The sequence below is a fragment of the Salibacterium lacus genome (genome assembly GCF_042684865.1).
Taxonomy (GTDB): domain Bacteria; phylum Bacillota; class Bacilli; order Bacillales; family Marinococcaceae; genus Salibacterium; species Salibacterium lacus.
On sequence record NZ_JBHUML010000002.1, the window covers coordinates 123,336 to 146,398 of the forward strand.

Sequence of the window (23,063 nt, forward strand, 5' to 3'; positions counted from 1 at the left end):
CTATGATACGATGAAGAAAAAGGAGGGTCAGCCGGATGGGACAATCAAAAACAGCTCACGCAGGAAGAGCCGAAGATTTCCGTTCCTTCAGCAGAGTTTTAATCACGGCTTCCTGTTTTCTGTTTCTGGGACTGTTGCTTCCGGAAAGTATTCCGGCAGCCAAACAGCCTGAAATACTGGTCATCATCGGTATATTTACGACCGCTTCCGTTGTACTCCACTACGCAGGGAGTAAAGAACGGCAGCGGGCGGAAGAGGAAAATCAGCAGTTGTAATCAAGGAGAGGCTGTTTCGTCTACGAAATGTTTCATGATTCTGGCGGTTAGCCCCCAGATGACGTAGGAACCGTAATAATAAAAATACTCGTGGTGTGTTCCGGCACTCCAGGCATAACGTTTTCCGTTTGGTATGGATTCGAATGGGAACCCGGTTTCGGGCTCCACCTGCAGGTGAATGAGATGTCTGTCAGGCTCATTTTCTATGAAAAAAGAAAGCGGTACGGTAAACAATGTATCCACTTCTTCCTCATTGGGTTGAAAAGAAGCAGCCGGATCCAGAAAACCGGCGTAAGGAAAAATAATCTGACGAAACGGAGATATGATTTTATCGAGGCTGCCGGTAATGGCAGCCTCGTTTTGACGTATGCCGGTTTCTTCGCAAAGTTCACGAACGGCAGCCTCGGCAGGACTGTTATCCGTGCGGTCCACCATGCCGCCGGGAAAACAAATTTCACCGGGTTGGCGTTTCATGTGTTTGGCCCTTACTTCAAAGAGAACATAGATATCATCCTCTTTTTCTATTAACGGCAGGAAAACAGCGTAATGCCGCATCTGATGTTCGTCTATAATTCCCTGCCGGCGCCCGGAGAGCCGGCTGGTTATATCGTTTTTATTCAACCTTGGTCCCCCACTTTCTCCTCCCCGTCTCTGGACGGTTAAAGGTGTTTTTCAAACCACGCTGCCATATGCTGGAGGCGCTCCACCCTCAGAGCCGGAGCTCCATTTCGACTCAAATCGTGACCGGACTGGGGAAAACGCAGGAACATGGTTGGTTTCTCCAGATACTGCAACGCTGTAAAAAGCTGCTCGGCCTGTTCCATCGGGCAGCGGTAATCGTTCTCTCCATGCATAATCAAAAGCGGCGTATGGATGTTTTGCACGTATTTCAGCGGAGAGTGATCCCAAAGCTTATCCGGATCGTCATACACACGTGCGCCAATCTCCCAGTCCGTGAAGAAAAAACCGATGTCACTGACACCGTAAAAGCTGGTCCAATTGGATATGGAACGCTGTGTAACGGCTGCTTTAAACCGGTTGGTATGCCCGACAATCCAGTTTGTCATAAATCCTCCATAACTGCCGCCAGTTACGCCGACACGTTCTTTATCAATGAAGTCATATTGTTCGATGACATGATCGACCGCTGTCATTAAATCAGTATAATCTTTCCCCCCGTAATCGCCGCGGCAGGCGTTAACGAATGTCTGTCCGTATCCATGGCTTCCGCGGGGATTGGTATACAGCACTACGTATCCCTGTGCGGCAAGCATCTGGAGTTCATGAAAGAACGTATTGGCGTACATGGCGTGGGGGCCGCCGTGTATTTCAAGAAGCAGCGGGTAGCGTTGTCCTTCCTCAAAGAAAGCCGGTCTCATAAGCCATCCTTGAATGTCCCAGCCGTCTTCCGCTTTGGCTGTGACAGGTTCCGGAATGGAAAGATGCACGCTCTGAATAAAGTCTGCGTTGACGTCTGTCAGGCGGACCTTTCCTTTCTCCGGTTTTTCGATTTTATAGAAATCACCGGGGTTGGAGGGGTCGCTGATTCCCGCAATGAAAAAATCAAGACGTGGGTGATACGAAAATCCAAATACATGATTATCTTCTTCGTGAACCGGAGTGATTTCCCCTTCAAGATCCATTTGATAAATCCCTGTATTTCCGTTTTCACTGGCACTGAAGTACAGGTGTTTTTGGTCCTGTGCCCAGACCGGCGAAAGATCCTCCTGCCCGGCACGCAGATCACTCACTGCCGCATCCCCGATCTGTACGTCCCATTTTATCGTCACGCAGCGGCGCTCTTTTGTCAGAGGATTAATAACCCATACCTGGTTCAGAGTGGCTCCCTGATATTCCAGCTCGTGGCCGATGCAGGCGATTCTGTGTCCATCATGGGACCAGCTTGCATTAGAAAACACACCGGTTGAATCTGTCAGCTTTACTGTATCCCCCGTTTCGGTATCGATAATAAACAGATCCAGCACAGAAGATACATCCTCATCCGGATTACGGTTGGCGCTGAAGACAATTTGTCTGCTGTCCGGCGCCCACCGGGCCGAATGATGGTCGAAAGGACCGCTTGTCAGAACACGCGTCTCTTTTGATTTCATGTCCAGCAGAGCAAGCTGTGTCCTTCTGCCGCGGTGGAACCCGTTTCCTTCGCTTTTATATCGAAGACGCTCAATCTTAATTGGTTTCGTTTCATCCTTATCCGGACTTTCTTCCTCTGAGAAAATATCCTCATCGGCGCGGGCGGACGTTGTAAACAGCAGGTATTTTCCGTCCGGCGACCAATCCGGATCGGAGATACCATGTTTCAGGCTGGTGAGCTGACGCGGTTCTCCTCCCGCCGCTGACATGACCCACAGCTGATGGACACCGGAACGATTGGATACAAAGGCAAGTTCCGTTCCGTCGGGAGACCAGCGCGGTGAGTGATCACGGACCTCCCCGAATGTCCACTGCACCGGCATATCGTCTGTAAAGTGATGAATGAACAGGTGCGAATGATACTCTGTGTCATGGCGGACGGATGTTTGCACGTACGCATATTTTTCCCCATCGCTTGATAAATAAGGATCGTGAACAACTCGAATCTTCCTAATATCTTCAGGCGTTACAGCCCGTTTTTGATCAGCCAATGAAACGTCCTCCTTTTCTTTCCTTCCCCTCGGAATGCCACGAATCATGTCTGCATAGGAAAGCAGGAGGTGAAAGACGTGTCCAGGGGAAATGTTGTGAAATTAGTATAGTAAAGATAAGGAAAAACCTCAACGAACACAACCCGGATGTGATGGAGAAAAAAGGAGAGATAATCTGACAAACTGAATGAAAAGCTGGTTGTATCACTCTATACTAACACTTAAGGAAACTCCTATTCCTTTTGCCGACTTTTTACTTTCCTTGTTGGCATCTCTCTCTCCACTTGAAGCTGTCCGGAGGTTCGCTTTCCGGGCAGCCCTTTTTATTTTACGTCCACGTACTCGTAGTCAACCATATCGTATTTACGGCTGTATTTTACGTGCAGATCGTACCCTTCAAAATACCATCCGTCCTTTTCTTCCACATAAAAAACAATGCCGTTTTCTGTCGTCTGCGCCCACGGTTCATAGGGTTCGGCCTTAGTTACACCAAGGGAAAAGCCCGGATGGATAGGGGAGTGGCCGCCGTAGCGGGCAAAAAACCGAATCGAATCCCCTTCCTGTGCCTCCATTTCCTGTTCAAACCATTTTAACGCGGGTGCGCTCAAAGAAATATTCATGTCTGACAACCTCCCTGCCGTATTTTATCTATGTTCCAGTTTCCCCTAATGAAGAAGATAAAAACAATGCCGCTTGGACAAACAACGAAACCTCCTCCGCTGCATAGAATGTCAAAGAGAGGAGGGCGATACCATTGTCCGGAATTCTTGCTGCCGCACTGCTCATTATGAAGGAATTGGCGATGTTTGTCTCGTATGTCAAAAACAATGCTTTTCCACAGCCGCTGCCGAAAGAAGAAGAGAAAATACATCTGGAACGAATGCAGCAGGGAGACCAGTACTCCCGTAATCTGTTGATCGAACATAACCTTCGTCTTGTGGCCCATATCGTCAAAAAATTTGAAAACGCCAAGGAAGACACCGAGGACCTGATATCGATCGGCACCATCGGCCTCATTAAAGGCATTGAGAGCTATTCGCCTGAAAAAGGAACGAAACTTGCTACCTACGCGGCAAGGTGTGTCGAAAATGAAATACTTATGCATCTGCGGGCGCTCAAAAAGGTAAAAAAAGATATTTCACTGCACGACCCGATAGGAAGTGATAAAGAGGGCAATGAATTGCCCCTAATATGTTATACGTATTTAGGAGCAAAGGTATGAGGGAGGCGAGGGTAAATCACAAGTTCGAAGTCATCTAAACGCTGCTGTTTGTTTTTGGTGTAAACGGCTTTCTCGATTACTGACTTGAGAAGGGCGTTTTTCTTTTTGATGTCGTCTGTCTTCTTATATAAATCGAGGACGTTTTCGACATGGGGGATAATGTTTTCCTGGGCTGCTTCTCTTTCCTGCAGCAGTTCCATCTCTGATTGAGCGTTGGCAATGTTTGTGTTGATGTCATTAATGCGGTCGGAGATATTTTGCGATCTTTCCAGGAAGGTTTCCTCGTCATATACTCCGCGCTCAAGAAAGTCATGCAGCTTCAGTTTTTGTTTGTTCAGTTCCTTTAATTCCTTTTCCATGGATTGAATGGAGTTCTGTAAGATCTCAAGCTCGTTGGCATCTTCGTTTGACGTGTTATCCTCATTTCCATGATCCCAGTCAGCTTTATAGCGATCCAGCCAGTCTTGTAGGCCATTCAATACTTTCTGCTCCACGAACTCAATTTTGGAACTGCGGCAGCCGCAGTTTTTAGCGTTATTACACATGACGAATATTTTACCGTCTGTATAAGGGCGCCGGACCATGGTTTTCTCACAGTACCCACATTTAACAATACCGGCAAGGGGATTCGTTACACGGCCGCCAAGCTGATAAGGGACGTGATATCGTGTTTTTAAAATATCCTGGGCTTTTTCATACAGTTCCATGGATACAAGAGGTTCATGCTTACCTTCAACGTCCACCCATTCATCACGGGGGCGCGTTCGAGTGTCTTTGATTTTCCCTGGTGTCGTAGACTTCTTAATATCCTTGCGCTTCCACTGCAGCCGTCCGGCGTATACAGCGTTTTTAATGATGTTGAGGACAGCGCTTGGTTCCCATAGTTTCCCTGTGTAGGAAGGAGCGCTCATTTCATTGAGACGGTTCGCAATCTCAGCGCTGCCTAGGCGTTGATTGGAGTTATCCTCTGTGTACCAGGCAAATATCTTTCTGACAATCGGTGCCTGCTCAGGGTGGGGGACAAGAGTGCGGTGCTTTCCATCTTTGTGGATCTCATAGCCGTATGGAGCATTTGTAGCGATGTAATTGCCTTCTTCGATAGAGCGGAGACGGCCACCCTGCAGTCGGCGGTTAATGATCTTAAGTTCTTTACGGGACATGAAGGTTTCAAACTCGGTGTATTCCTCATCCCACTCATCGGAAAGGTCATACGTTTTCCGCGTGGTAATGATTTTTGTTTTAGCAGTACGGAAGGTGTCCAGTATCAAGCCCTGCTCCTGCATGTTGCCGCGGCCTAAGCGGTCAATATCCATTACCAAAACAGCATCATATTCGTTGTTCTCGACCTCTTTAAGCAGCTCGAGCATCTCGGGCCGGTGGACCAGGCTTTCCCCGGACACGATTTCCTGGCGGATCTTGGTCACGTTGAGGTTCAAATTCTTGGCTATTTTGAAGAGAGCGTTCTTGTGTTTGGCCAGTGTCTCACCATCGCCGCGGGCTTCTGCTTCAAGGTCAGCGCGGGATTTACGCAAGTACATACAAACGTTTTGCAAGGTGTAGCACCCCATTAGTATTTTGTTAAGTGTTTGTGTTAATATTTTATTAAATGTCAATATGTACGTTAGACAAATCTCTACGAATTGTTTGAATTAAAAGCATTCGATAATCAATTTGATTGTTTAATATTTCTTCGAGATCAGGATTAATACAGTTTTTGAGCTCATCGAGTTCTCGATAGTGATCATTGATGTTTTCAAAGGTATTTTGATTTAAAGATTCAGCCATCACATACTTAGCGTTGTGCCATATATCTGTGTTAAAGAGAGTGACACTGTTAACTTTATCATTAAAATCTGCTTTTTCTTTTATTTGAGAAAGCACTAGTTCATTATGTTTGAGTTCTGATTGTAGTAATGTAATCATATTACTAATGTTCTGAAGTTCTTTTATTTTTTCTTCATCTTTTTGCGATTCAATTTGATGTACAGCTACAACGTATGCTATTAAACCACCTAATATTCCACCAAAGAAATTACTAGTCGCAGTTAAGACGTTGATAAAATACGTTGACTCTCCTAATAGCCTTAAAACAAAAACGCTAAGACCTATTCCAAACATATAGATTAGTATATAGCAAAAAAAATTTATTAATTTATTTTCTATTGAAATTTCAAATATATTTTTTAAATATTTTAAAGTCCTTTTTTTGTTCATTTAGTTTTATCCCTTATATAATCTTCGAATTGCTTATTTCTGCTCGATGTTAACATATATGTAGTTTCGTTTGGACCTAAGACCTTCTTATAATCAGACATGGTGGAAGACTTTCCCAATAAATCATTATCCAATGCTTCGATTTGTGTTTTTGATTGATCTCTATCATCGAAGAAGCTACAGTCTTCCGGTGGTTCCATTAATTTAAAATAAACATGAACATTATGAGGATCTTTTTCAGGCAATACTAATTTTCCACAATCACATTCAATTTCCTCATCGATACTAAATATTTTATGTTGAGATCCACATTCACATTTATAAAATATAACTGGTGAAAATAAACTAACCTTCACTCCTATATTATAAAACATTAACGATGTATTATGATCTACATTCATTGTTAGCGAAAATTTAACAGGGCTTAAATTGCCTCTTTCAAAATTTGTGGTATGATCTTTTATAAATAGATCAAATTTTTTAACTTCGTTATCAAAGATATTATGTAAAGGACTATTTTTGTGATTTAAAATAGCTTCTAATTTTTCGCAATACATAATCATATATCTCCTTTTTATAAGAGTTTTGGCAAAATAGGACGAGTCTCAGTTCATTATGCTTTTCTGTGTGAAAACTCACTCCTAATCTTTTTCTATCTGGTGGGTCCATAAATTGTATCGTAGAAAGATTAATGCGATGCGACTCATCTAAACGTGCTTTTAAGTCATAGTAAATACTTGTGTCTAATAATGAACTATTTACATCGTTTGAGCGAGTTCTTGCTTCTCCTATTGCATCATCAATAAACTTCACATATGTTGGATATCCATTTATATCAAATATATCTTTAATATTTTTCATTTTTAAATGGCCATAATCTTTTTGAAATTGATATTTATAAAAATAATTTAGTACGTGCTTATTCAACATATCATAATCTTTTTTTGTTAGCGATATAGAAGAATCTATAGATTGTGTCCATTTTTTAATACTTTGGTTAACATCGTCTGAAATATTATTATTAACTTTATCTACTGAATCAGCTAAAATTGGTTCGGTTAAATTTCTTAATAGTTGCGTGATAATATTTTGGACTTTATCGGGTTTCATCATTAAATTTATTTCAAAAGCATTTTCCAACTCTTTAGCAATCTTTTGTCCCTCATCTGAGATATTAAAAGAACCTAATGAATCGTTATTCCAATCTTTCATTCTAATAAAAACAAGTTTGTTTTTAACATCAATTTCAACAGGGATATATTGCACACAATGCCTATAATCTTTGTCATAAATGAATTTGCTCAAAATAATTTCAATACTGGTTATATTAGAGCCTTCCTTGTGTACTGATGTATACAAAAGTCTTTTTTTTCCCTTGGGAAGCTTCTGTCTAATTTTATTAAAATGAGGAAAACTTGTGATTTCCTCACCTGAATGGTACTTAAGATTATTAATAAATCGTATTATTTGATTTTCATAATTTAAACTTTTTAATTTACTAGAGGTTATTTGAAAAATAAAAATATGGTTCATCTTTCCATATCTAAAATTATCAAGCAAGAATTCGTCTACATGTTCATTATCTATTTCGTCTTTATTGATTAATGAATTCAATATATTTTCATACATTGTGTCTTCACTTATGTCCTGATAATTGCCAGATCGATATTCTTTTTTTAATGCTTCTGAATGTTGGGTTTGCAAAAACTGCTTAATATTATCGTGACCAATTGATCGTAACACTGGTTTAGAAATGCTCTGGCTCAATTTAATACCTCCAAATGTAAAACGTGAAAACTATAACGATAAATAGACTTATCCTATAATACTAAATACTCATACTTTAATGGGTGAATTCGACAAAACTAGACACTAATTTACATCAATAATCGCCATTTATCGCAACAAAAGCGTTAAATCCATGGACATTACTTCCTCCAGGTCTTCGACAAGCATGATAAAGTACTCAGCTTCATCCAACATAGCTGGGTCATACCCGCTGCTTTCCAGCCGGGATTGAACCATACCGATATTGATGGCAAAGCTGGCATCATCGAACGGATCTCTGACGAGTTCACCCATATCGACAGACAGAATAGCCAAGTCAGCAAAATCTTCTTCATAGAAGCACTCCACGCTCTCAGGAACCGTGTAAAAAAGAAGGGAGCCGCGCTGCTCTCCATCTGTCTTAACAAGTACCCATTTTGCCTGCAGTTCACCATCAATCTCTTCGTAATAAACCCACATGGTTAATAACCTCCTGACCGGTTTGATTCTTGAGCTGATTCATTATTTTCCATGTCTCTCGAGTCCACTGGCTTGGGTTGTAAGAGCGAGATTTGAGGCTTCCTTTATACTCTGACGCCTTAGATTGTACTATATCAGACCGATAATTTCGGGATAATTGTTCCATTCTTTGTTTAACGATATCGACAGGCAACACTAAGTATTCAGCGATTTCAGCAGGTAGCATATTACTTTTCAGCAGCGGCCTCATAAATTCGTAAGGCATAGCTGCAAACAAACAAAACGTATGAGCTTGTCCCTCTAAATATTGTTTCATCATAAGAGGGAGGCGGCGTTGATCACCGTGGTGTTTTAGAACGTGCCCCAGTTCATGGAACAAGTCGTAACGTTGTTCATACTTAGATTTGAAAAGATTAATAAATATCACAGAAAACTCACCATCGGATATAGAAGTTGAACGAGTTTCGGTATCTTTTAGGACGATATTAAAAAAATTCACCAAGTTCTCCGTTTGTAAATCCTCTAATGAAGAAATACCACGTTTGCTGTACTCCGCTTCAATCCATTCTTCTAAATGTGTTTTAACCAATAGACTCACCCTTTATCAAACATACGTTCGACATTAAGTTTAAAAGATAAGCCTTGTCGAAACAAGGCTTATCATAATCATTCGCTTAGATTGATAACTTCAGTAACAGAGCCGAATATCCCTTCTTGAACTTCCACTTGCAAGTCGTCTGCTTCCGCAATATCAGGGGCAACATCGAAAACCACTTTTCCGTTTCTTTCCGATCCAGGGTTAACTTCTTCCAAAAAGAAGGTATCGCCCATTGTGCCATCTTCGTTCTGATTAGCACTCATGGAAGCCATCTCATCGGCTTCAAAGGTGGTTTCTCCCTGCTTCAGTTTCAAATAACCACTATTAACAGTGACAGCTTCATTTCCATTATTTTTGAATGTTATGTCAAGTACTAGATACATATCGCTTGCCTCTTCTGGCAATGAGGATGGCCCTACTTGCTCAGCAGTTGATCTGTTATTAACTGTATATTCAACTGCTCCAACTTCAACGGTATCACCTATAGAATATGTTGGTGCTTCTTCTTCAACTTCTTCATCGCTACCGGAAGAGTTGTCACTTGATTCTTCTCCGTTACTAGTTTCAGTGTCAGCTGATGTTTCTTCAGATCCGTTTGATCCAGAATCGCCACCCGATGTTTGTGAAGTATCATCACCGGAAGCAAAGATACTAATGATAATAATTAAGACGACTAATCCCCCAATAGAAGCAAGACACCCAATGCCGACTTTTTTCATAAATAAGACCCCCATATAAGAAAATTCACTTATATTTTACCTTTGATTATGACAAAAGTCTACATTTTAGTTACTTTCTTCCTTCTTCCCATTTCCTTTTCGCTTCTCGGAATTGTTTCAGCATTTCCTCCAGGTACTCTTCTTCATCCTCGGAAATTTCGCCGTCTCGGAAGAATATACTGGGCTGTTCAGGCGTCGGATCATCGGTGCGGCCGAGTAGGTAGTCTGCAGAAACCTCATAAAGATCAGCGAATTTACTTATTAAATCAGGATCCGGATTAGAATGTCCATTTTCATACCTCGATAACTGATAGTTAGTTATATCGAATTTTTTAGCAGCTTCTTTTTGATTAAGGTTGGCTGCTTCTCTTGATTTTCGCAACCGTTTAGGCCATACATTTTCCATTATGAGTGCCTCCACTACTTATTCCTCCCTCTATAATACCAAGTTTGCACATAAAGCAAAAACTAATTGCGAAAATCGCTATTTTATTGTTGACTTTGCAAAAATCGCGATATATAATGAAATCAATTAATTGCAATTAATGCAACAGATGGGAGCGAGAATATGGAAACAGTGAAGCTTGATAAAATCAAGCAACTCAGAAAAGAAAGAAAGCTATCTCAAAGCGATATGGCTGGTATATTAGGCTTTAATACACTATATCCTTATCACCGAAAAGAAAGCGGCGAGCAAGCTTTCACTGCTGATGAATTGCATAAGATAGCAAAACATTTCGGTTACAATTTAGAATATTTTTTTGAAGTCAATGTTGCGAAAAATGCAACAAAATCAACATCAGCTTAAGAATTCATGACCAGCCGCACTCAAACCGATGACTCGGTCACGCTTCATCTGCAGCATTCCTGCTTCGGTGATCCGGTCAATATGTAAGTTGATTGTGCTTGAATCTTCTTCCGGAAGGTAAATACGAGTTACTTCCGATAGATCGAAACTGAGCAGGCCGTCAGACACAGCTTCAACGAGTAGCAGCAGTTCACGAGTGAGTTCGGTATTCAAAAAATCATCCTTTCAAGGGAGGTAAGAGAATGAGCAATTTAATCACTTTTCAATTCGCAGGACAGCAAGTACGAACGGAAGTCATTAACGATCAACCGCACTTTTTACTGAAAGATGTATGTGACGTTCTTGGGCTCCCGCAGGTTTCCCGGGTGAAAAGCCGCCTTGAAGATGGGGTTACTGCCAGTAAGGTCATCCAAGATTCGTTAGGGAGAGAGCAATCGGCGACCTTCATAAACGAAAGCGGCCTTTACGACGTAATCATGGACAGCCGAAAACCGGAAGCCAAACAGTTTCGGAAATGGGTTACTTCCGATGTCCTCCCATCAATCAGAAAGCATGGCGCTTACATGACGCCGGAAAAAATTGAAGAAACGCTGATGAATCCAGATACCATCATTCAGCTGGCGACCAATCTGAAAGACGAACAGCAGAAACGACAGGCAGCCGAACAACAGCTTTTGCAGGACAAGCCGTATTCCACTTTCGGCAAAGCCATGTCGAACTCAAATGCGGCGGTGAACGTCGGAGCTTTTGCCAAGATGATTTACGAGCACCACGGTCTCCGGATCGGCCGTAATAAATTGTTTGCTTGGATGCGAGAGCAAGGATATCTGATTAAACACGGCCGCGAACGTAATAATCCCAAACAGAAATACATCGAAAAAGGGTGGTTTGATACGAGCGTGACCTTGATTAGTCGTACAGAAGGTGACGTCGAGAGCGTTACCACTCTTATTACAGGAAAAGGGCAGGTCGATCTCGCAAACATTCTTATCAACGAGTATATGGAAACATCCACTTAAAGAAGGAGGGCAGTCCACATGGATCAGCCGCATAAAATGTCACGAGGTGATGCACCAATGACTGACAAATATCAAGATCAATCCATGGAGTATTACGACGGAAACACAAAAATCAAGATTGTTGATCCGGGCCCGGTTTCTGCTGAGAAAGTGGAACGTATTTTAGAACAGTTTCATCGAATTGGTTGGTCTATATGGAAGGACCTGTCTATCGAAGAACAAAAAGCTATTAACGCAGAATACGACAAGCAGCGGGCTGATTAAGCCTGCGCGAATGGACAAGTTATCTATGATTCTATCGTACATTGAAAAATCAATTACTAGGAGGCAAACAAAATGCAGAACAAACCAGCGAAGGCGAGGCTTTATAATCCTTCAGCGATACCAAAGATACTTCAAACGGCTAGAGAGCGGGCGATAGTACCCGAACATCGAACCAAACGGTGGTTATCGGAGTACCTGGGAATTACATTAAATCGGCTGACTAATGTTGAAAATGGCACAGCCCAGGCACCCTTAGAACTATGCGTGGAATGGTGTGAAGCTGTTAAGGACGAAGAGGCCCAGGAACAGATTGAACATATCTATGGATTGAGCTTACCACCAACTGATCCAAGATTGCTTGAAAATGTAACAGGCCAGTTAGCGAATTTCGAGACGGAACTGGAAGAAGCGAAAATAGCGGCAGAGGAGATACGAAGACTGAGTCAGCGTTATCGTCCCTGGACCGGCTTTACTTCTCGAGATATTGACGTCTTACAAGAAAATGTGGCTCGACAGATATTAGATATTCAACATGCTGCAGATTGCTTATTAACTTCAATGAAACGGCAATGGGGATTGAATTTGGACTATGTTGAGGCGCAATGGATCAACAAGGCCATCAGCAATAATGTGATTATGCATAGAGTAAGCGATTATGAAGCCTTGCGAAAACGGCGGACTGATCAAGAGCGAATGATGCAGCTGGGAGGGCATAAATGAAATTAATTACTGATTTTGATGTGTTTGAGCATGAGTTAAACAAGCTACCCGAAGAATTAAAGCAAAAAATAGAAGAGGATGATAAGGGAAGAGAAATTTTTATTGGAGCAAAGATCCAAGTTGAAAAAAATACTGCTCTGATAATGCTTTTAACTTTGGAAGACATGTCTATTTACACGTATCTACATCGCACCGGTAGCACATCAAAAGATCGAATTCCTAGAGCTTATATGAAACTGTTTCAAGATTTAGAAGAAAGATTGGAGGAGATGAAATGAAAATAAGTGATGAATTGCTTGATTATGTAGCGGACGCGGATATGCACACAAAGATGAAAAACGTGCCTTATTCTACGGATTTAAGAAGTGTTGTAACCGTCGATTATCTTTTGGAACGCCATATAAAAAAAGCACCAGCTGAGGGTACAGCTAGCACTTAAGTGGGGTACTAAATTCTAGCTACATTGTAGCACTTAGGTTGATAAGTGGCAAGCCAGGACTGCGGCCTGGTCTTGCCGCAGGGGGCGGGAGCTATTAACGATGTTCCTGACTCCTGCGGTGCGACCGCGCCAGAAAGGAGAAATGATAACTATGCAAATTGAAAATCCCATGGTGTTACGGAATCCTGTGTTGGATCCAGATGAACCGGATTTAATTGGAAAGTGTGAGGATTGTGGCTGCGACATTGTAGCCCATGAGGAAGCGTTACTATTTGAAAACGATGTGCTTTTACATGAAGATTTTGCATGCTTAGCCAACTATATGCGAAAGCATGCTGTGAAGGTGGGGGAATCGAAATGCTAACTGAGAAAGATATTACATTTTACATCGTACAGCATATTAACGTTCTTGGGATGGAAAAGGGAGTCGATCAAGTCGCGAACCGATTGGCTTTTGACCGCGAAGATGTCCTTAACATTTACAAACAAAGAAATGCCGACCAGATGGCGGTCTGATCGGCACTTTAGGAAATATCGCATAACTATATTGTATTTCAATATTTCCAAAAATACAAGGAGGCTTGCTATGAGTGTTGTTATGACAAGAACAAAGGATATGGACAAAGCAGACTGGCTGGAATGGCGAAAGAAGGGAATTGGTGGGAGCGATGCTTCCGCAGTTCTAGGTGTCAATAAATATAAATCGCCGTTTGAGGTCTGGAACGAAAAAACAGAAGAACATGTGGCAGATGAAGAGGATCCAAGCGAAGCGGCATATTTCGGAAACCGATTGGAAGATTTGGTGGCTGAAGAATTTCAAATGCGAACAAACAAAAGAGTACGACGGAAAAATGCGATGATGCAGCATCCTGATTATCCTTTCATGCTGGCAAATGTAGACCGAGTGATTGTCAAAGAGGATGCCATTCTCGAATGCAAAACAGCAAACCAATTTTTCGCTAAGGACTGGGAAGAAGATCAAATCCCGGATGCGTATCTCGTTCAGGTACAGCATTATCTCGCTGTGACAGGCAAATCAAAAGCCTATATCGCTGTTTTAATCGGCGGTCAGAAGTTTGTATGGAAAGAGATTGAACGGGATGAAGAGCTGATCAACATGATTATCCAACAGGAGAAAAACTTCTGGGAGAACCATGTTATGGCGAATGTACCGCCGGCCATAGATGGATCCAGCGCTGCCGAGCAATACCTAAACGAACGCTTTCCCCAACAGGAAAAAGAGAAAGTGACCAACCTTGGTGTCCATGAAAAAGAAGCACTTCAGAAGCTCGATCAAATAAAAGCTGATATAAAAATGCTCGAGAAAGAAGAGAAAGAAATCAAGAACAATATTAAGTGGCAGATGCAGGACGCGGAGCTGGGGTATGTGAACGGTTATGAAGTGTCATGGAAAAATATCACCGCCAATAGGGTGGACACAGCAAAGTTGAAGCGAGAAAAACCGGCTCTAGCTGATGCTTACACTTACCAATCTCAGTACAGAAAATTCACCTACAAGGCATTATAGGAGGCTGTGATATGGCAACCAACCAATCTTTGAAAAACAACCTTTCGAATAAACAGAACGGCCAGGCGCCGTCAAATACGCAAGGAACCACTTTAAAAGGATTACTGGAAACACCCACTATTAAACGTCGGTTTGAAGAGAATCTTGGTAAACGCTCCAGCCAGTTTGTTACCAGCATTGTGAATCTATATAACGAAGAGAAGATGCTGCAGAAATGCGAGCCAATGAGTGTGATCAGCTCGGCCATGGTAGCAGCTACGCTGGACTTACCGGTCGATAAGAATCTCGGCTATATGTACATTGTTCCCTACGGTAATAAAGCAACACCGCAAATTGGTTACCGCGGCCTGATCCAATTAGCGCTGCGTTCCGGACAGTACAAAAATATCAATGTCGTAGAGATTTATGAAGGGGAGCTAAAGAGCTGGGATCGATTAACAGAAGAAATCGAAATCGATTTTGAAGCGAAGGAATCGGACAAAGTCATTGGATACGCCGGATACTTTGAATTAATTAACGGATTCCGTAAGACAGTGTACTGGTCCAAATCTGAGATTGAAGCGCACAAGAAGAAGTTCAGCAAGTCGGACTTCGGTTGGAAGAATGACTGGGATGCTATGGCTAAGAAGACGGTGCTGCGGAACCTGCTTTCGAAGTGGGGCATTCTCTCCATCGAGTTACAGACGGCCTACACCGAAGAAAATAAAGATCCGTCCGAGCGCAAGGAAGTGGGCTCTGATATAGATTACGTTGACGCTGAAGTGTCAGAGGTTAAGGAAGAAGCAGAAAACGAATCCGAAGCCAAAACAGAAGCTACTGAGCCTGCGCAGAACGAGATGCAAGACGTGCAATGACACACAATATACCGATCCCCGACTTCTATGTAGGTCTGACAAAAGGTAGTGAGAACCGGGGACGGCTCTTTAAACAGTATGTCCAAAGTTACATTCATAAATCCTATCCGGAAATGAGACTGTTGAAAATTGAGGGCATGACGGCGATCTGTGAAAGGAGATAATCCTATGCAAGTAAAGGCGCCAACTAAGTCACAAAAAACAGCACATCTAAGAGAAATTCCTTCATAAGGGGGTGAGACGGTGTCCGACACGTATTTTCGAGTATACTCCGGGTTACTCACTCCTCACCATAAGAAAAAGATAGGAGCAGCATTGTGGGAGTTCTTATGGTGCATTGATCGAGTCACCAATGAAAGTGAACAAGAAGGGCAAAAGTCGGGCACTGTTCTTGGTGGCTCCCCTGTATCATACAGCGATGTAGCAAATGATTTAGGAGTAGGCAAATCAACAGTAAAGCGCAATTTTGAACGGTTGGAAGAAGAAAACTACATTCACCTGAAACGAACCCCATATGGACATATCGTGACGGTCAACAAGTCAAAAAAATGGGGTGCCAAAAATGAGTATTCTGAGAGTGCCAAAAATGGCACGGGTGCCGAGAATGAAACGCGGGGTGCCAAAAACGGCACGCAGGGTGCCGAAAATGACCACTCTAATAAAGACAATACAGAGACACTACAGGGACAATACAACGTTGTTGTTGGTAACAAGCGCACGCGAGAGCAAGAATATCAAGACCAGTTAGATCAAATCACGGATACATTCATGGCATATCGCGGGAAGCCGGGCACGCCTCCCAGGGCCTCCGATTATGACCATGCCAGAGCAATATTAGAATCTGGGGTTTCTGCCACTGAAGCCTTAGCCGGAATTAAACAGGCGTTTGACAATTTTAAACCAAAATATACCGGGGATGAAATCACTTCTCTTGGCTATTGCAAAAAAATAATTTTGGCCAATCATTACGCCAATAAGCAAAGAAAGGAGGCATCGGCTAATGCAACAAGTACAAGCCGGTATGCAGGAAGTTATGGCCAAGCTCAGGGAGCGAGCAGAACAGGCGAGAAGCGATCCATCACAGGCGGCCAAGTCGGATGGATTAAGCCAGGAAAACGATCCTGAGTATGACTGCCCGAAGTGCAAGGACCAGACTGGGTATCTTGAAATCAGAGACGGTTACGAAGTCTGGGTGCGCTGCAGTTGTATCAAATGGCGCCAAGCACAAAAGCTGAAGCGGTCTAGCGAGATCACGGAAGAGTTCCGGAAGCTAGGATTCAAAAACTTTCGGACGTTCGGGAAACCGGAATTGATACTGGGAGCCTACGATTGCGCCTATAACTATTTTCAGAGCTTCGAAGAAATTAGAGAGAAGCGGCAGAACAGCATTATGTTACTCGGACAGCCGGGCACAGGGAAAACGCATCTTCTGATGGCTGTAGCCAACAATCTCATGCACAAAAAACAAATCGGAGTTCATTATTTCCCTTATGTCGAAGGTTTCAACGATTTTAAGAGTGATTTTGACAAGCTGGAAGAGAAGCAGGAGCGCATGAAAAACGCTGACGTGCTGTTCATTGACGATCTGTTCAAGCCAGCAAAGGGAGTGCCACGGGCTACCGACTGGCAGGTGGAGCAGACCTACGCCGTTATCAATCATCGATACTTGAATTACAAGCCAATTATGATTTCTTCAGAGCTTCCAATTGATCAAATGGTTGAAATCGATGAAGCTCTGGCAACCCGAATTTATGAAATGTGCAAGGATTATCTGGTGCTGATACAGGGCGACAAATTCCAGCTCAATCATCGATTGGAGGGCATGACGTGATTCAATCAGCAATCTATTTCCGCGGCCAAAAGGTTCCGGCGGAATTGTGGGAGAAACGAAAGGCTCAGCTTATGGAGATTTATTGGGAGAACGAACGGAAGCTGAAAGAAATGGAGGGTGAGGAGTATGGAGCTAAGGGGTCAGGTGCTTATTAAAGAATTGGAGCAGCAGGGATTTTTCTTGGCTTTGGATGGTCGGATGCTGAACGAACTTTCGGTACAGGAACTGGAACGTGAGAAAGTCAGGCTTCCTGAAGTTATACAACTGTAGCGAGTATGACGGATTATGCGAGTGAGGGGCATATTACATGCCCCAGCTTTTAAAATATTCAAAGAATCCCATGCCCATCGGGAAGAACCATATATAAGCGCCTAAAAGTGTAACTCCGGATAGTAGAAAGTTATCAACTGGTTTTGAAAACCTATTAAACAGAACCTTGTAAAGTAAACAAAGACCACTGATTGTGACTATTAAAACCACAGTAGGTCCAATAAACATCATGGTATTAAAATCTACCCCTTCAGTGATATTCATTATGTACCCCTTTCAACAGATTGTTGGTTAAATTTTACTACAAAAAAGTATCTTTTTCATCATTTTTCAGTTCGAATTACGACGATTATCAACTAAAAGAGACCCTAACAAAAGGGGCTCAACACAAATCCGGGAACAAGGGTTCCCTTCCGAATTTTATTTTATCATGCGGAAGGGAGAAAAGATATGACTATACAACCAAATACGATTTACAACATGGAATGCATCGAGGGGATGAAACAGATACCAGATAACTCCATCGACATGATTTTATGTGACCTTCCTTATGGAACGACGCACTGCAAGTGGGATGAGATTATCCCGTTCGATCAATTATGGGAGCAATACAAACGCGTCATTAAAGACCGTGGCGCCATTGTACTCACAGCTAGCCAGCCGTTCACTTCTAGATTGGTCGCAAGTAATATGAGCTGGTTTCGGTATGAGTGGATATGGAAGAAAGGGAAGCATACAACAGGGTTCCAGAACGCTAAACGTATGCCGTTGAAGAACCATGAGAACATCTGTGTTTTCTATAAAAAGCTTCCGACGTATCACCCGCAGGGCTTGCTGCCGTTGGTCAAAGTTAAAAGAAAGAAGAGGAAAAGCACAGGTGGGATTTTTAAAGAGGATGATCAAAGCTTAATGAAAGATCACACGACGACGCATACCAACTATCCGAAGTCTATTGTGGATTTCCCGAGAGATAAGAACACCTTTCATCCCACTCAGAAACCTTTAATGCTCTTTGAATACCTGATCAAGACTTACACTAATAGAGGCGATACGGTGCTGGATAATTGCATGGGGGCGTTTACGACAGCAGTCGCGGCGGATAACACAAGGAGGAACTGGATTGGTTTTGAGCTCGACAAAGAATATTGTCATGAGGGCCTTAGACGTATCAACGAAAACCGACATGATTTAGGTATGACAGAGGTGAGAATTACCGAATGAATGGACAATGAATCTATTAGAAAGGTTGAGGAGGGACAGAATGAAACAAACGCAGGGTAATAGAGGGATGGGGTTTGAAAACCTAGTGAATACGGCGAACACGCAGTACAAGAACAAGGGGCTGGCGCTGATCTCGAAGCGCCCGACCCCAGTTAAGGTGCTGCAGTCGAAAGGAACCAACATTCAAAAGGCGGTATGGGAAGCGAAGTCCAGCGTGGATTACTCGGGAGTCTATAACGGCAAGGCCATCGAATTCGAGGCTAAGAGCATAGGCGGCAAACGATTCGATCTTAAGAACATCCATGACCATCAGATCCAGCACCTGAAAAATGCAGAGCAACATGGAGCCGCTGTGTTCCTTCTCATTGAGTTTCGGGATACTCGGGAGGTATTCTTCACGCCACTATCACTTATTACACTGGCGGCGAAAAATGCGGCGCGGGGAGGGCGTAAATCGATTCCTATCGATGACTTTCAGATTTATACGGATTTAGTGAGGCAGGGCAGAGGGGTTCCTTTAGATTATTTGGCTTTCGTGGACAGGCATGTGGAGAAAGTGACCGGTTGAGAACAATAAAAAAGCCGCCCCTCTCGGAGCAGCTCACCACTATAGCTAGTATATCAGGGAGGGGCTACTATGAAAAGAATGCAAGAAATCGACATAAATCCTAGCACTGGAGAACTAGATATTGATATAATGGAACAAAATTCCTCGTTTGCCATTGTGGTGTCTAACGGAAAAGCAAAGCTGACGGAGCTTCCGGATCATGGAGAGGCTAAGATTGTCATGCATCAGGGCAAAGTAAAGAGGATAAGGTTTGATGAGGGGGAGGATTTTTGAGTATTGGTGAAGTTGTAACAGTTATTATTATGGTGTTTGGTTTTCTTATTTTAGGGTTAATAAAAAAGACTCCCGACCATGTACTGAATAGAAGTTTAGAAAGTTTTAAAAGCGATTTGCAAAAAGAATTGGTTAATTTTAGGATATCAGGAGAAAACTTACATCCGGCAAAAATTGAAGAATATATGCATTTCACTAAAGTATTTACACAACTTATGGAATTAAGTAAATTAAAAGACCCAGAAAAACAAGTCGAAGAACAAAAAAAAGTATATGATGGCTTAACAAGATTTGGTTTTTCGGCTATTCTTTTTGGTAGTGATGAAACAGTGAAAAAATATGTTGAGATAAGAAAATATACCACTCTACCATCGGATAAATTAGGCGAAAATGAAAAAGCTCTAATGCTTTTATTAATGAGTGAATTAATTATTTTGATGAGAAACGATCTAGGAAATTCTAATAGTAATGTTTCTTCTGATGATTTTATGCAAATAGTAATAAAAGATTGGGAGATAAGCAAGGAAGAATTTAAAAGAAAAGCTGGTAATGCAATTAAATTATAATTTTCTATGGAGTTTAGCAATTTAAAAATTATGAATTAAATAAAGAAGGTCATTTAGGTAACATGGAAGGGTTTAGAGTTATTGTGACTGATCGAGAGGATCAGGTTAAAATGAGGGGAAAGATCTTGAAGTTTAATAGTTATAAATAAGAACAGATTTTCTTAAAAATATTTTAAGGAAGTATATAAATTCCGCCATATTAAACGGAAAAACTTAGTTGCAGTGAAGATAGGAGGGAGATCAATTGGGGTAACAGTTATACTAGGGGCTGGAGCAGCTATAGATATAGGCGCTCCAGCCACATTGAGAATAACAGATATGATTACTAAAGGTCACTTAAGCAGATCAGAACCTTGGGTTTTTATCAGGGAGTTAAAAGAAAAACTTGATGATTACTACAATTGTAAAGCAAATTTTGAAGACTTACTACACTGTGTTGAAACATTATTAAATTATACAAGACCTTTAAAAGAATTGAATTCTAAACATAAACCTGTTTTAGGGGAATTCATGCAAATTATTGACCCCAAATATATTAATCATCTTAATTTATATAAGTCCAAAATTGAAATATTAGAAACCATTTTTGAAGAAATAAGAAAATACGATTCAAAATTTAATGTTCCTGAAAATCACAAATTTTATTCTAACTTTTGGTCTGATTTATGCAATTTAGTTTCAACTGATATATATAATTTGAATTATGATAGAACAATACAGAATTCTTTGATTGAAAACGGTATAGAATTTGAAGAGGGTTTTATAAATGATCCCCTTAGAGAAAATGTGAAGAAATTTAATCCTGAGAATTTGTACTCAGCTTCAAATAAAGTTGTCAATTTGCATGGATCTATTTACTTCGGTTTTAAAAAAGATCTTAGCAATGAAGACTTGCTGAATTATAACTTTCAAGATCTTTATTTACATTTATCTAGTTTAGATGCTAAAGAAACTTGGGGTAGGAAAACGGGAAGGTCTGATATACTAACACAGTCAGGGGAAAAAGTTATTTCATCCCCTATTATAACCGGACTGAGAAAACTAGAAAAACTTAATGTTGCCCCTTTTAATTTTTATCATTCATTGTTACCAATGAGTATTGTAAATAATAGTTCCTTGCTAATAATAGGGTATTCATTTGGAGATGACCACATTAATTCTTATATAGAAAAGCACAGGCTCATTCATGGGAAAAGTAGCAAAGTATGCTTAATAACATTCATGGATAAAGAGGATAAAAAAACCTGGCATCATAATATAAGTGAAATGAGTAAGCTGACTGGTTTTATTAATCATGAGATGTTTTCTTTTATTGCTAAAGCATCAAATGAATCAAATCCAGAGACTACTTTTGAATATAAAAATCCCCATGAATCACGTGATAAAAATTTCAGAATGTATTTTGGGGGATTTAAAGATACAGTAGATAACTATAAAAAAGAGATCCTGGAATTTTTAAATTCTTAAGCGTTCTAGCAGAGGACGCTTTGATTTACGGTTACAGCTGTGGATCTTGAGTCTCATAAAAAGAAGTGACAAATTGTCATGAACCAGGGCAAAAAAGAGGTCAAAGATGATGAGGGGGAGGAGTTTTGAAGGAATTATTAATTAATCCTGGGTTTTTAGGTTCTTTATCTGGGGCTGTGATTACAGGAACCATTGCTTTAATTGTTATGCAGGGAAACATAAAATTCGAACGGAACTTAAGAAACAAGGAAGAATTGAAGAAATATATTAAAGAAGCAACTTATCTTAAGATGTATGTAACAAGGTTAATCAGCACAATGAATCAATATACTAAATATCAAAGGGAAGAAGAGAATTTAGGTCAAGCTACTGACCAAGATGGTTTTCCTACCGACGAATTAAATGAAATCATGTTCGCAAAAAACATGATTGAGGAAGACGTTAAGCGTTATATTACTAAAATAAAAGGTTCAAAACGGGAGGACATCTTAGAAGAATACTTTGATGATTATCTAGAGATTATTGATATTACTGAAACTGGCATTGAGTATTTTTGGGAAAGAAGTATAAAAAATCGTACAGACGGGGTGGCTGACATTTTAAATGAAGAAATTAAGAAGCTTCAAGAGTCAAATGAAAAATTAAAAAAATCTATAGAAAAACAGCAAGGTAAAATAAGTGAGATTTAAAACTATCTACCTTACTAAGGGTGAAAAATTTGAACAAAACTAACGAAAAACTGGATGTTATTATTGAACTATTAAGTAAACCACCTTCTATTTGGTACGATCTCTTTATTGCCTTTTCAGGAGCGTTTGTTGGTTTTGCGTCTGCTCTGTTGATTCAACATTGGGTAATAAAACGTAATAGAAAAGAGAGATTACAAGAATTTGATAAATATTATATAGGGATAGAGAGTGCTGTTGGGAGTGTAGATAAGAGAATTGAAACATGTATTTCAACAAAAATGAAAAGTGATATCGATTTACATCTAGCGATTAATTCAGCGCAAAAACTCCAGAGAGACTTAAGGAATATCCCGCACGAAGTTATTCCACATGATATATTTCAAATTCGAAGGAAAATGTTATATGATATTTCCGGAATGTTAAGACATCTGGAAATGTTTTTAGAATTTATTGAAGCAATTATTATATCTGAAAAAATTAAAATAGAAGAATTGGAAGAATTACATGAACGATTTGTATCAAATCACCAAGAATTAAAAAATAAATTGAAAAAAATACGTTAGTTCTACCAGCTCACTGGAGGACGCTCAGATTTACGGTTACAGCCGTGGATCTTGGCGTCCTCTTTT

Annotated in this window: 34 protein-coding genes and 1 pseudogene; 22 read left to right on the forward strand and 13 right to left on the reverse strand. The window is 41.0% G+C overall.

Annotated elements, in window-relative coordinates; translation table 11 throughout:
- Positions 1-35: 35 nt before the first annotated feature.
- Positions 36-275: a YrhC family protein gene (locus ACFSUB_RS01035; RefSeq protein ID WP_090925694.1), complete on the forward strand. Its 240-nt coding sequence runs from the start codon at positions 36-38 to the stop codon at positions 273-275.
- On the opposite strand, the gene ACFSUB_RS01040 is transcribed toward ACFSUB_RS01035, so the two are convergent.
- The 3 genes from ACFSUB_RS01040 to ACFSUB_RS01050 all read right to left on the reverse strand — a co-directional run bounded on the left by ACFSUB_RS01040 (position 276) and on the right by ACFSUB_RS01050 (position 3,537).
- Positions 276-896 carry an NUDIX hydrolase gene (locus ACFSUB_RS01040; protein ID WP_380711330.1) on the reverse strand — a complete coding sequence of 207 codons (621 nt, stop codon included), beginning with the start codon at positions 894-896 and terminating at the stop codon, positions 276-278.
- 38 nt (positions 897-934) lie between these two features.
- Complete coding sequence (locus tag ACFSUB_RS01045; RefSeq protein WP_380711331.1) at positions 935-2,917, reverse strand: S9 family peptidase; 1,983 nt, start codon at positions 2,915-2,917, stop codon at positions 935-937.
- A gap of 323 nt (positions 2,918-3,240) precedes the next feature.
- Positions 3,241-3,537, reverse strand: coding sequence for a HesB/YadR/YfhF family protein (locus ACFSUB_RS01050; protein ID WP_380711332.1), 297 nt, complete (start codon positions 3,535-3,537; stop codon positions 3,241-3,243).
- Between the two features lie 134 nt (positions 3,538-3,671).
- On the opposite strand from ACFSUB_RS01050, the pseudogene ACFSUB_RS01055 reads away from it, so the two are divergent.
- Positions 3,672-4,109: pseudogene (locus ACFSUB_RS01055) on the forward strand (sigma-70 family RNA polymerase sigma factor); the annotation flags it as partial.
- A gap of 2 nt (positions 4,110-4,111) precedes the next feature.
- Here ACFSUB_RS01055 and ACFSUB_RS01060 read toward each other — a convergent pair.
- The 8 genes from ACFSUB_RS01060 to ACFSUB_RS01095 all read right to left on the reverse strand — a co-directional run bounded on the left by ACFSUB_RS01060 (position 4,112) and on the right by ACFSUB_RS01095 (position 10,323).
- Positions 4,112-5,677, reverse strand: coding sequence for a recombinase family protein (locus tag ACFSUB_RS01060; RefSeq protein ID WP_380713144.1), 1,566 nt, complete (start codon positions 5,675-5,677; stop codon positions 4,112-4,114).
- A 64-nt stretch (positions 5,678-5,741) separates the two neighbouring features.
- Positions 5,742-6,353 carry a hypothetical protein gene (locus ACFSUB_RS01065; RefSeq protein WP_380711333.1) on the reverse strand — a complete coding sequence of 204 codons (612 nt, stop codon included), beginning with the start codon at positions 6,351-6,353 and terminating at the stop codon, positions 5,742-5,744.
- Entirely contained in the window at positions 6,350-6,910 is a 561-nt protein-coding gene (locus ACFSUB_RS01070) for a hypothetical protein (RefSeq protein WP_380711334.1), read from the reverse strand. The genes ACFSUB_RS01065 and ACFSUB_RS01070 overlap by 4 nt, the downstream gene beginning before the upstream one ends.
- Complete coding sequence (locus ACFSUB_RS01075) at positions 6,867-8,120, reverse strand: hypothetical protein (protein WP_380711335.1); 1,254 nt, start codon at positions 8,118-8,120, stop codon at positions 6,867-6,869. The genes ACFSUB_RS01070 and ACFSUB_RS01075 overlap by 44 nt, the downstream gene beginning before the upstream one ends.
- Positions 8,121-8,249: 129 nt before the next feature.
- Positions 8,250-8,600 carry a hypothetical protein gene (locus ACFSUB_RS01080; protein WP_380711337.1) on the reverse strand — a complete coding sequence of 117 codons (351 nt, stop codon included), beginning with the start codon at positions 8,598-8,600 and terminating at the stop codon, positions 8,250-8,252.
- Positions 8,575-9,189 (reverse strand): ImmA/IrrE family metallo-endopeptidase, encoded by a 615-nt coding sequence (locus ACFSUB_RS01085; protein WP_380711338.1) that lies wholly within the window; start codon positions 9,187-9,189, stop codon positions 8,575-8,577. The genes ACFSUB_RS01080 and ACFSUB_RS01085 overlap by 26 nt, the downstream gene beginning before the upstream one ends.
- A gap of 77 nt (positions 9,190-9,266) precedes the next feature.
- A complete protein-coding gene (locus tag ACFSUB_RS01090) occupies positions 9,267-9,917 on the reverse strand; it encodes a DUF4352 domain-containing protein (RefSeq protein ID WP_380711339.1) in 651 nt (216 codons plus the stop codon).
- 70 nt (positions 9,918-9,987) lie between these two features.
- Positions 9,988-10,323 carry a helix-turn-helix domain-containing protein gene (locus ACFSUB_RS01095; RefSeq protein WP_380711340.1) on the reverse strand — a complete coding sequence of 112 codons (336 nt, stop codon included), beginning with the start codon at positions 10,321-10,323 and terminating at the stop codon, positions 9,988-9,990.
- A 162-nt stretch (positions 10,324-10,485) separates the two neighbouring features.
- Between ACFSUB_RS01095 and ACFSUB_RS01100 the strand changes: the two genes are divergently transcribed.
- Positions 10,486-10,725, forward strand: a complete 240-nt coding sequence (locus tag ACFSUB_RS01100) for a helix-turn-helix domain-containing protein (RefSeq protein WP_380711341.1) — start codon at positions 10,486-10,488, stop codon at positions 10,723-10,725.
- Here ACFSUB_RS01100 and ACFSUB_RS01105 read toward each other — a convergent pair.
- Positions 10,717-10,938 (reverse strand): hypothetical protein, encoded by a 222-nt coding sequence (locus ACFSUB_RS01105; protein WP_380711342.1) that lies wholly within the window; start codon positions 10,936-10,938, stop codon positions 10,717-10,719. The two genes, ACFSUB_RS01100 and ACFSUB_RS01105, sit on opposite strands and share 9 nt — an antisense overlap.
- Positions 10,939-10,967: 29 nt before the next feature.
- Here ACFSUB_RS01105 and ACFSUB_RS01110 point away from each other — a divergent pair, with 29 nt between their 5' ends.
- The 12 genes from ACFSUB_RS01110 to ACFSUB_RS01165 all read left to right on the forward strand — a co-directional run bounded on the left by ACFSUB_RS01110 (position 10,968) and on the right by ACFSUB_RS01165 (position 17,650).
- Positions 10,968-11,744, forward strand: coding sequence for a phage antirepressor KilAC domain-containing protein (locus tag ACFSUB_RS01110; RefSeq protein ID WP_380711343.1), 777 nt, complete (start codon positions 10,968-10,970; stop codon positions 11,742-11,744).
- A gap of 18 nt (positions 11,745-11,762) precedes the next feature.
- Positions 11,763-12,008, forward strand: a complete 246-nt coding sequence (locus tag ACFSUB_RS01115; protein WP_380711344.1) for a hypothetical protein — start codon at positions 11,763-11,765, stop codon at positions 12,006-12,008.
- Between the two features lie 72 nt (positions 12,009-12,080).
- The gene (locus tag ACFSUB_RS01120) at positions 12,081-12,728 is read left to right on the forward strand and encodes a hypothetical protein (protein ID WP_380711345.1); all 648 of its coding nucleotides are present in this window, start codon (positions 12,081-12,083) and stop codon (positions 12,726-12,728) included.
- The gene (locus ACFSUB_RS01125; RefSeq protein WP_380711346.1) at positions 12,725-13,006 is read left to right on the forward strand and encodes a hypothetical protein; all 282 of its coding nucleotides are present in this window, start codon (positions 12,725-12,727) and stop codon (positions 13,004-13,006) included. The genes ACFSUB_RS01120 and ACFSUB_RS01125 overlap by 4 nt, the downstream gene beginning before the upstream one ends.
- Positions 13,003-13,167, forward strand: a complete 165-nt coding sequence (locus tag ACFSUB_RS01130) for a hypothetical protein (protein ID WP_380711347.1) — start codon at positions 13,003-13,005, stop codon at positions 13,165-13,167. Before ACFSUB_RS01125 ends, ACFSUB_RS01130 begins: the two co-directional genes overlap by 4 nt.
- 151 nt (positions 13,168-13,318) lie before the next feature.
- Positions 13,319-13,531 (forward strand): hypothetical protein, encoded by a 213-nt coding sequence (locus ACFSUB_RS01135; RefSeq protein ID WP_380711348.1) that lies wholly within the window; start codon positions 13,319-13,321, stop codon positions 13,529-13,531.
- On the forward strand, positions 13,525-13,683 hold the full coding sequence (locus ACFSUB_RS01140) for a hypothetical protein (protein ID WP_380711349.1): 159 nt from the start codon (positions 13,525-13,527) through the stop codon (positions 13,681-13,683). Before ACFSUB_RS01135 ends, ACFSUB_RS01140 begins: the two co-directional genes overlap by 7 nt.
- A 70-nt stretch (positions 13,684-13,753) precedes the next feature.
- Positions 13,754-14,695 carry a YqaJ viral recombinase family nuclease gene (locus ACFSUB_RS01145; protein ID WP_380711350.1) on the forward strand — a complete coding sequence of 314 codons (942 nt, stop codon included), beginning with the start codon at positions 13,754-13,756 and terminating at the stop codon, positions 14,693-14,695.
- An 11-nt stretch (positions 14,696-14,706) separates the two neighbouring features.
- Positions 14,707-15,549, forward strand: a complete 843-nt coding sequence (locus ACFSUB_RS01150; RefSeq protein WP_380711351.1) for a recombinase RecT — start codon at positions 14,707-14,709, stop codon at positions 15,547-15,549.
- Positions 15,550-15,792: 243 nt separating this feature from the next.
- A complete protein-coding gene (locus ACFSUB_RS01155; RefSeq protein WP_380711352.1) occupies positions 15,793-16,674 on the forward strand; it encodes a hypothetical protein in 882 nt (293 codons plus the stop codon).
- Positions 16,571-17,380, forward strand: coding sequence for a DnaA ATPase domain-containing protein (locus ACFSUB_RS01160; RefSeq protein ID WP_380713145.1), 810 nt, complete (start codon positions 16,571-16,573; stop codon positions 17,378-17,380). The genes ACFSUB_RS01155 and ACFSUB_RS01160 overlap by 104 nt, the downstream gene beginning before the upstream one ends.
- A gap of 126 nt (positions 17,381-17,506) precedes the next feature.
- Positions 17,507-17,650: a hypothetical protein gene (locus tag ACFSUB_RS01165; protein WP_380711353.1), complete on the forward strand. Its 144-nt coding sequence runs from the start codon at positions 17,507-17,509 to the stop codon at positions 17,648-17,650.
- A 33-nt stretch (positions 17,651-17,683) separates the two neighbouring features.
- Here ACFSUB_RS01165 and ACFSUB_RS01170 read toward each other — a convergent pair whose 3' ends face one another.
- Positions 17,684-17,914: a hypothetical protein gene (locus ACFSUB_RS01170; RefSeq protein WP_380711354.1), complete on the reverse strand. Its 231-nt coding sequence runs from the start codon at positions 17,912-17,914 to the stop codon at positions 17,684-17,686.
- Between the two features lie 186 nt (positions 17,915-18,100).
- Between ACFSUB_RS01170 and ACFSUB_RS01175 the strand changes: the two genes are divergently transcribed.
- From ACFSUB_RS01175 to ACFSUB_RS01205, 7 genes are all read left to right on the forward strand, one after another.
- Positions 18,101-18,871, forward strand: coding sequence for a DNA-methyltransferase (locus ACFSUB_RS01175; protein WP_380711355.1), 771 nt, complete (start codon positions 18,101-18,103; stop codon positions 18,869-18,871).
- Between the two features lie 40 nt (positions 18,872-18,911).
- Positions 18,912-19,439, forward strand: a complete 528-nt coding sequence (locus ACFSUB_RS01180) for a Holliday junction resolvase RecU (RefSeq protein WP_380711356.1) — start codon at positions 18,912-18,914, stop codon at positions 19,437-19,439.
- 69 nt (positions 19,440-19,508) lie between these two features.
- A complete protein-coding gene (locus ACFSUB_RS01185) occupies positions 19,509-19,712 on the forward strand; it encodes an XtrA/YqaO family protein (protein ID WP_380711357.1) in 204 nt (67 codons plus the stop codon).
- A complete protein-coding gene (locus tag ACFSUB_RS01190) occupies positions 19,709-20,278 on the forward strand; it encodes a hypothetical protein (RefSeq protein WP_380711358.1) in 570 nt (189 codons plus the stop codon). Before ACFSUB_RS01185 ends, ACFSUB_RS01190 begins: the two co-directional genes overlap by 4 nt.
- Positions 20,279-20,500: 222 nt before the next feature.
- Positions 20,501-21,745, forward strand: a complete 1,245-nt coding sequence (locus ACFSUB_RS01195) for an SIR2 family protein (RefSeq protein ID WP_380711360.1) — start codon at positions 20,501-20,503, stop codon at positions 21,743-21,745.
- A 125-nt stretch (positions 21,746-21,870) separates the two neighbouring features.
- On the forward strand, positions 21,871-22,434 hold the full coding sequence (locus ACFSUB_RS01200; protein WP_380711361.1) for a hypothetical protein: 564 nt from the start codon (positions 21,871-21,873) through the stop codon (positions 22,432-22,434).
- A 29-nt stretch (positions 22,435-22,463) separates the two neighbouring features.
- Complete coding sequence (locus tag ACFSUB_RS01205) at positions 22,464-22,997, forward strand: hypothetical protein (protein ID WP_380711362.1); 534 nt, start codon at positions 22,464-22,466, stop codon at positions 22,995-22,997.
- Positions 22,998-23,063: the final 66 nt, after the last annotated feature.

Coding starts and splice junctions, on each gene's coding strand:
- ACFSUB_RS01035 (WP_090925694.1), top strand. CDS start 36: ATGGGACAATCAAAAACAGCTCACGCAGGAAGAGCCGAAGATTTCCGT.
- ACFSUB_RS01050 (WP_380711332.1), bottom strand. CDS start 3,537: ATGAATATTTCTTTGAGCGCACCCGCGTTAAAATGGTTTGAACAGGAA.
- ACFSUB_RS01060 (WP_380713144.1), bottom strand. CDS start 5,677: ATGTACTTGCGTAAATCCCGCGCTGACCTTGAAGCAGAAGCCCGCGGC.
- ACFSUB_RS01065 (WP_380711333.1), bottom strand. CDS start 6,353: ATGAACAAAAAAAGGACTTTAAAATATTTAAAAAATATATTTGAAATT.
- ACFSUB_RS01070 (WP_380711334.1), bottom strand. CDS start 6,910: ATGTATTGCGAAAAATTAGAAGCTATTTTAAATCACAAAAATAGTCCT.
- ACFSUB_RS01080 (WP_380711337.1), bottom strand. CDS start 8,600: ATGTGGGTTTATTACGAAGAGATTGATGGTGAACTGCAGGCAAAATGG.
- ACFSUB_RS01090 (WP_380711339.1), bottom strand. CDS start 9,917: ATGAAAAAAGTCGGCATTGGGTGTCTTGCTTCTATTGGGGGATTAGTC.
- ACFSUB_RS01095 (WP_380711340.1), bottom strand. CDS start 10,323: ATGGAAAATGTATGGCCTAAACGGTTGCGAAAATCAAGAGAAGCAGCC.
- ACFSUB_RS01100 (WP_380711341.1), top strand. CDS start 10,486: ATGGAAACAGTGAAGCTTGATAAAATCAAGCAACTCAGAAAAGAAAGA.
- ACFSUB_RS01110 (WP_380711343.1), top strand. CDS start 10,968: ATGAGCAATTTAATCACTTTTCAATTCGCAGGACAGCAAGTACGAACG.
- ACFSUB_RS01115 (WP_380711344.1), top strand. CDS start 11,763: ATGGATCAGCCGCATAAAATGTCACGAGGTGATGCACCAATGACTGAC.
- ACFSUB_RS01120 (WP_380711345.1), top strand. CDS start 12,081: ATGCAGAACAAACCAGCGAAGGCGAGGCTTTATAATCCTTCAGCGATA.
- ACFSUB_RS01125 (WP_380711346.1), top strand. CDS start 12,725: ATGAAATTAATTACTGATTTTGATGTGTTTGAGCATGAGTTAAACAAG.
- ACFSUB_RS01130 (WP_380711347.1), top strand. CDS start 13,003: ATGAAAATAAGTGATGAATTGCTTGATTATGTAGCGGACGCGGATATG.
- ACFSUB_RS01135 (WP_380711348.1), top strand. CDS start 13,319: ATGCAAATTGAAAATCCCATGGTGTTACGGAATCCTGTGTTGGATCCA.
- ACFSUB_RS01140 (WP_380711349.1), top strand. CDS start 13,525: ATGCTAACTGAGAAAGATATTACATTTTACATCGTACAGCATATTAAC.
- ACFSUB_RS01145 (WP_380711350.1), top strand. CDS start 13,754: ATGAGTGTTGTTATGACAAGAACAAAGGATATGGACAAAGCAGACTGG.
- ACFSUB_RS01150 (WP_380711351.1), top strand. CDS start 14,707: ATGGCAACCAACCAATCTTTGAAAAACAACCTTTCGAATAAACAGAAC.
- ACFSUB_RS01160 (WP_380713145.1), top strand. CDS start 16,571: ATGCAGGAAGTTATGGCCAAGCTCAGGGAGCGAGCAGAACAGGCGAGA.
- ACFSUB_RS01165 (WP_380711353.1), top strand. CDS start 17,507: ATGGAGCTAAGGGGTCAGGTGCTTATTAAAGAATTGGAGCAGCAGGGA.
- ACFSUB_RS01170 (WP_380711354.1), bottom strand. CDS start 17,914: ATGAATATCACTGAAGGGGTAGATTTTAATACCATGATGTTTATTGGA.
- ACFSUB_RS01175 (WP_380711355.1), top strand. CDS start 18,101: ATGACTATACAACCAAATACGATTTACAACATGGAATGCATCGAGGGG.
- ACFSUB_RS01180 (WP_380711356.1), top strand. CDS start 18,912: ATGAAACAAACGCAGGGTAATAGAGGGATGGGGTTTGAAAACCTAGTG.
- ACFSUB_RS01185 (WP_380711357.1), top strand. CDS start 19,509: ATGAAAAGAATGCAAGAAATCGACATAAATCCTAGCACTGGAGAACTA.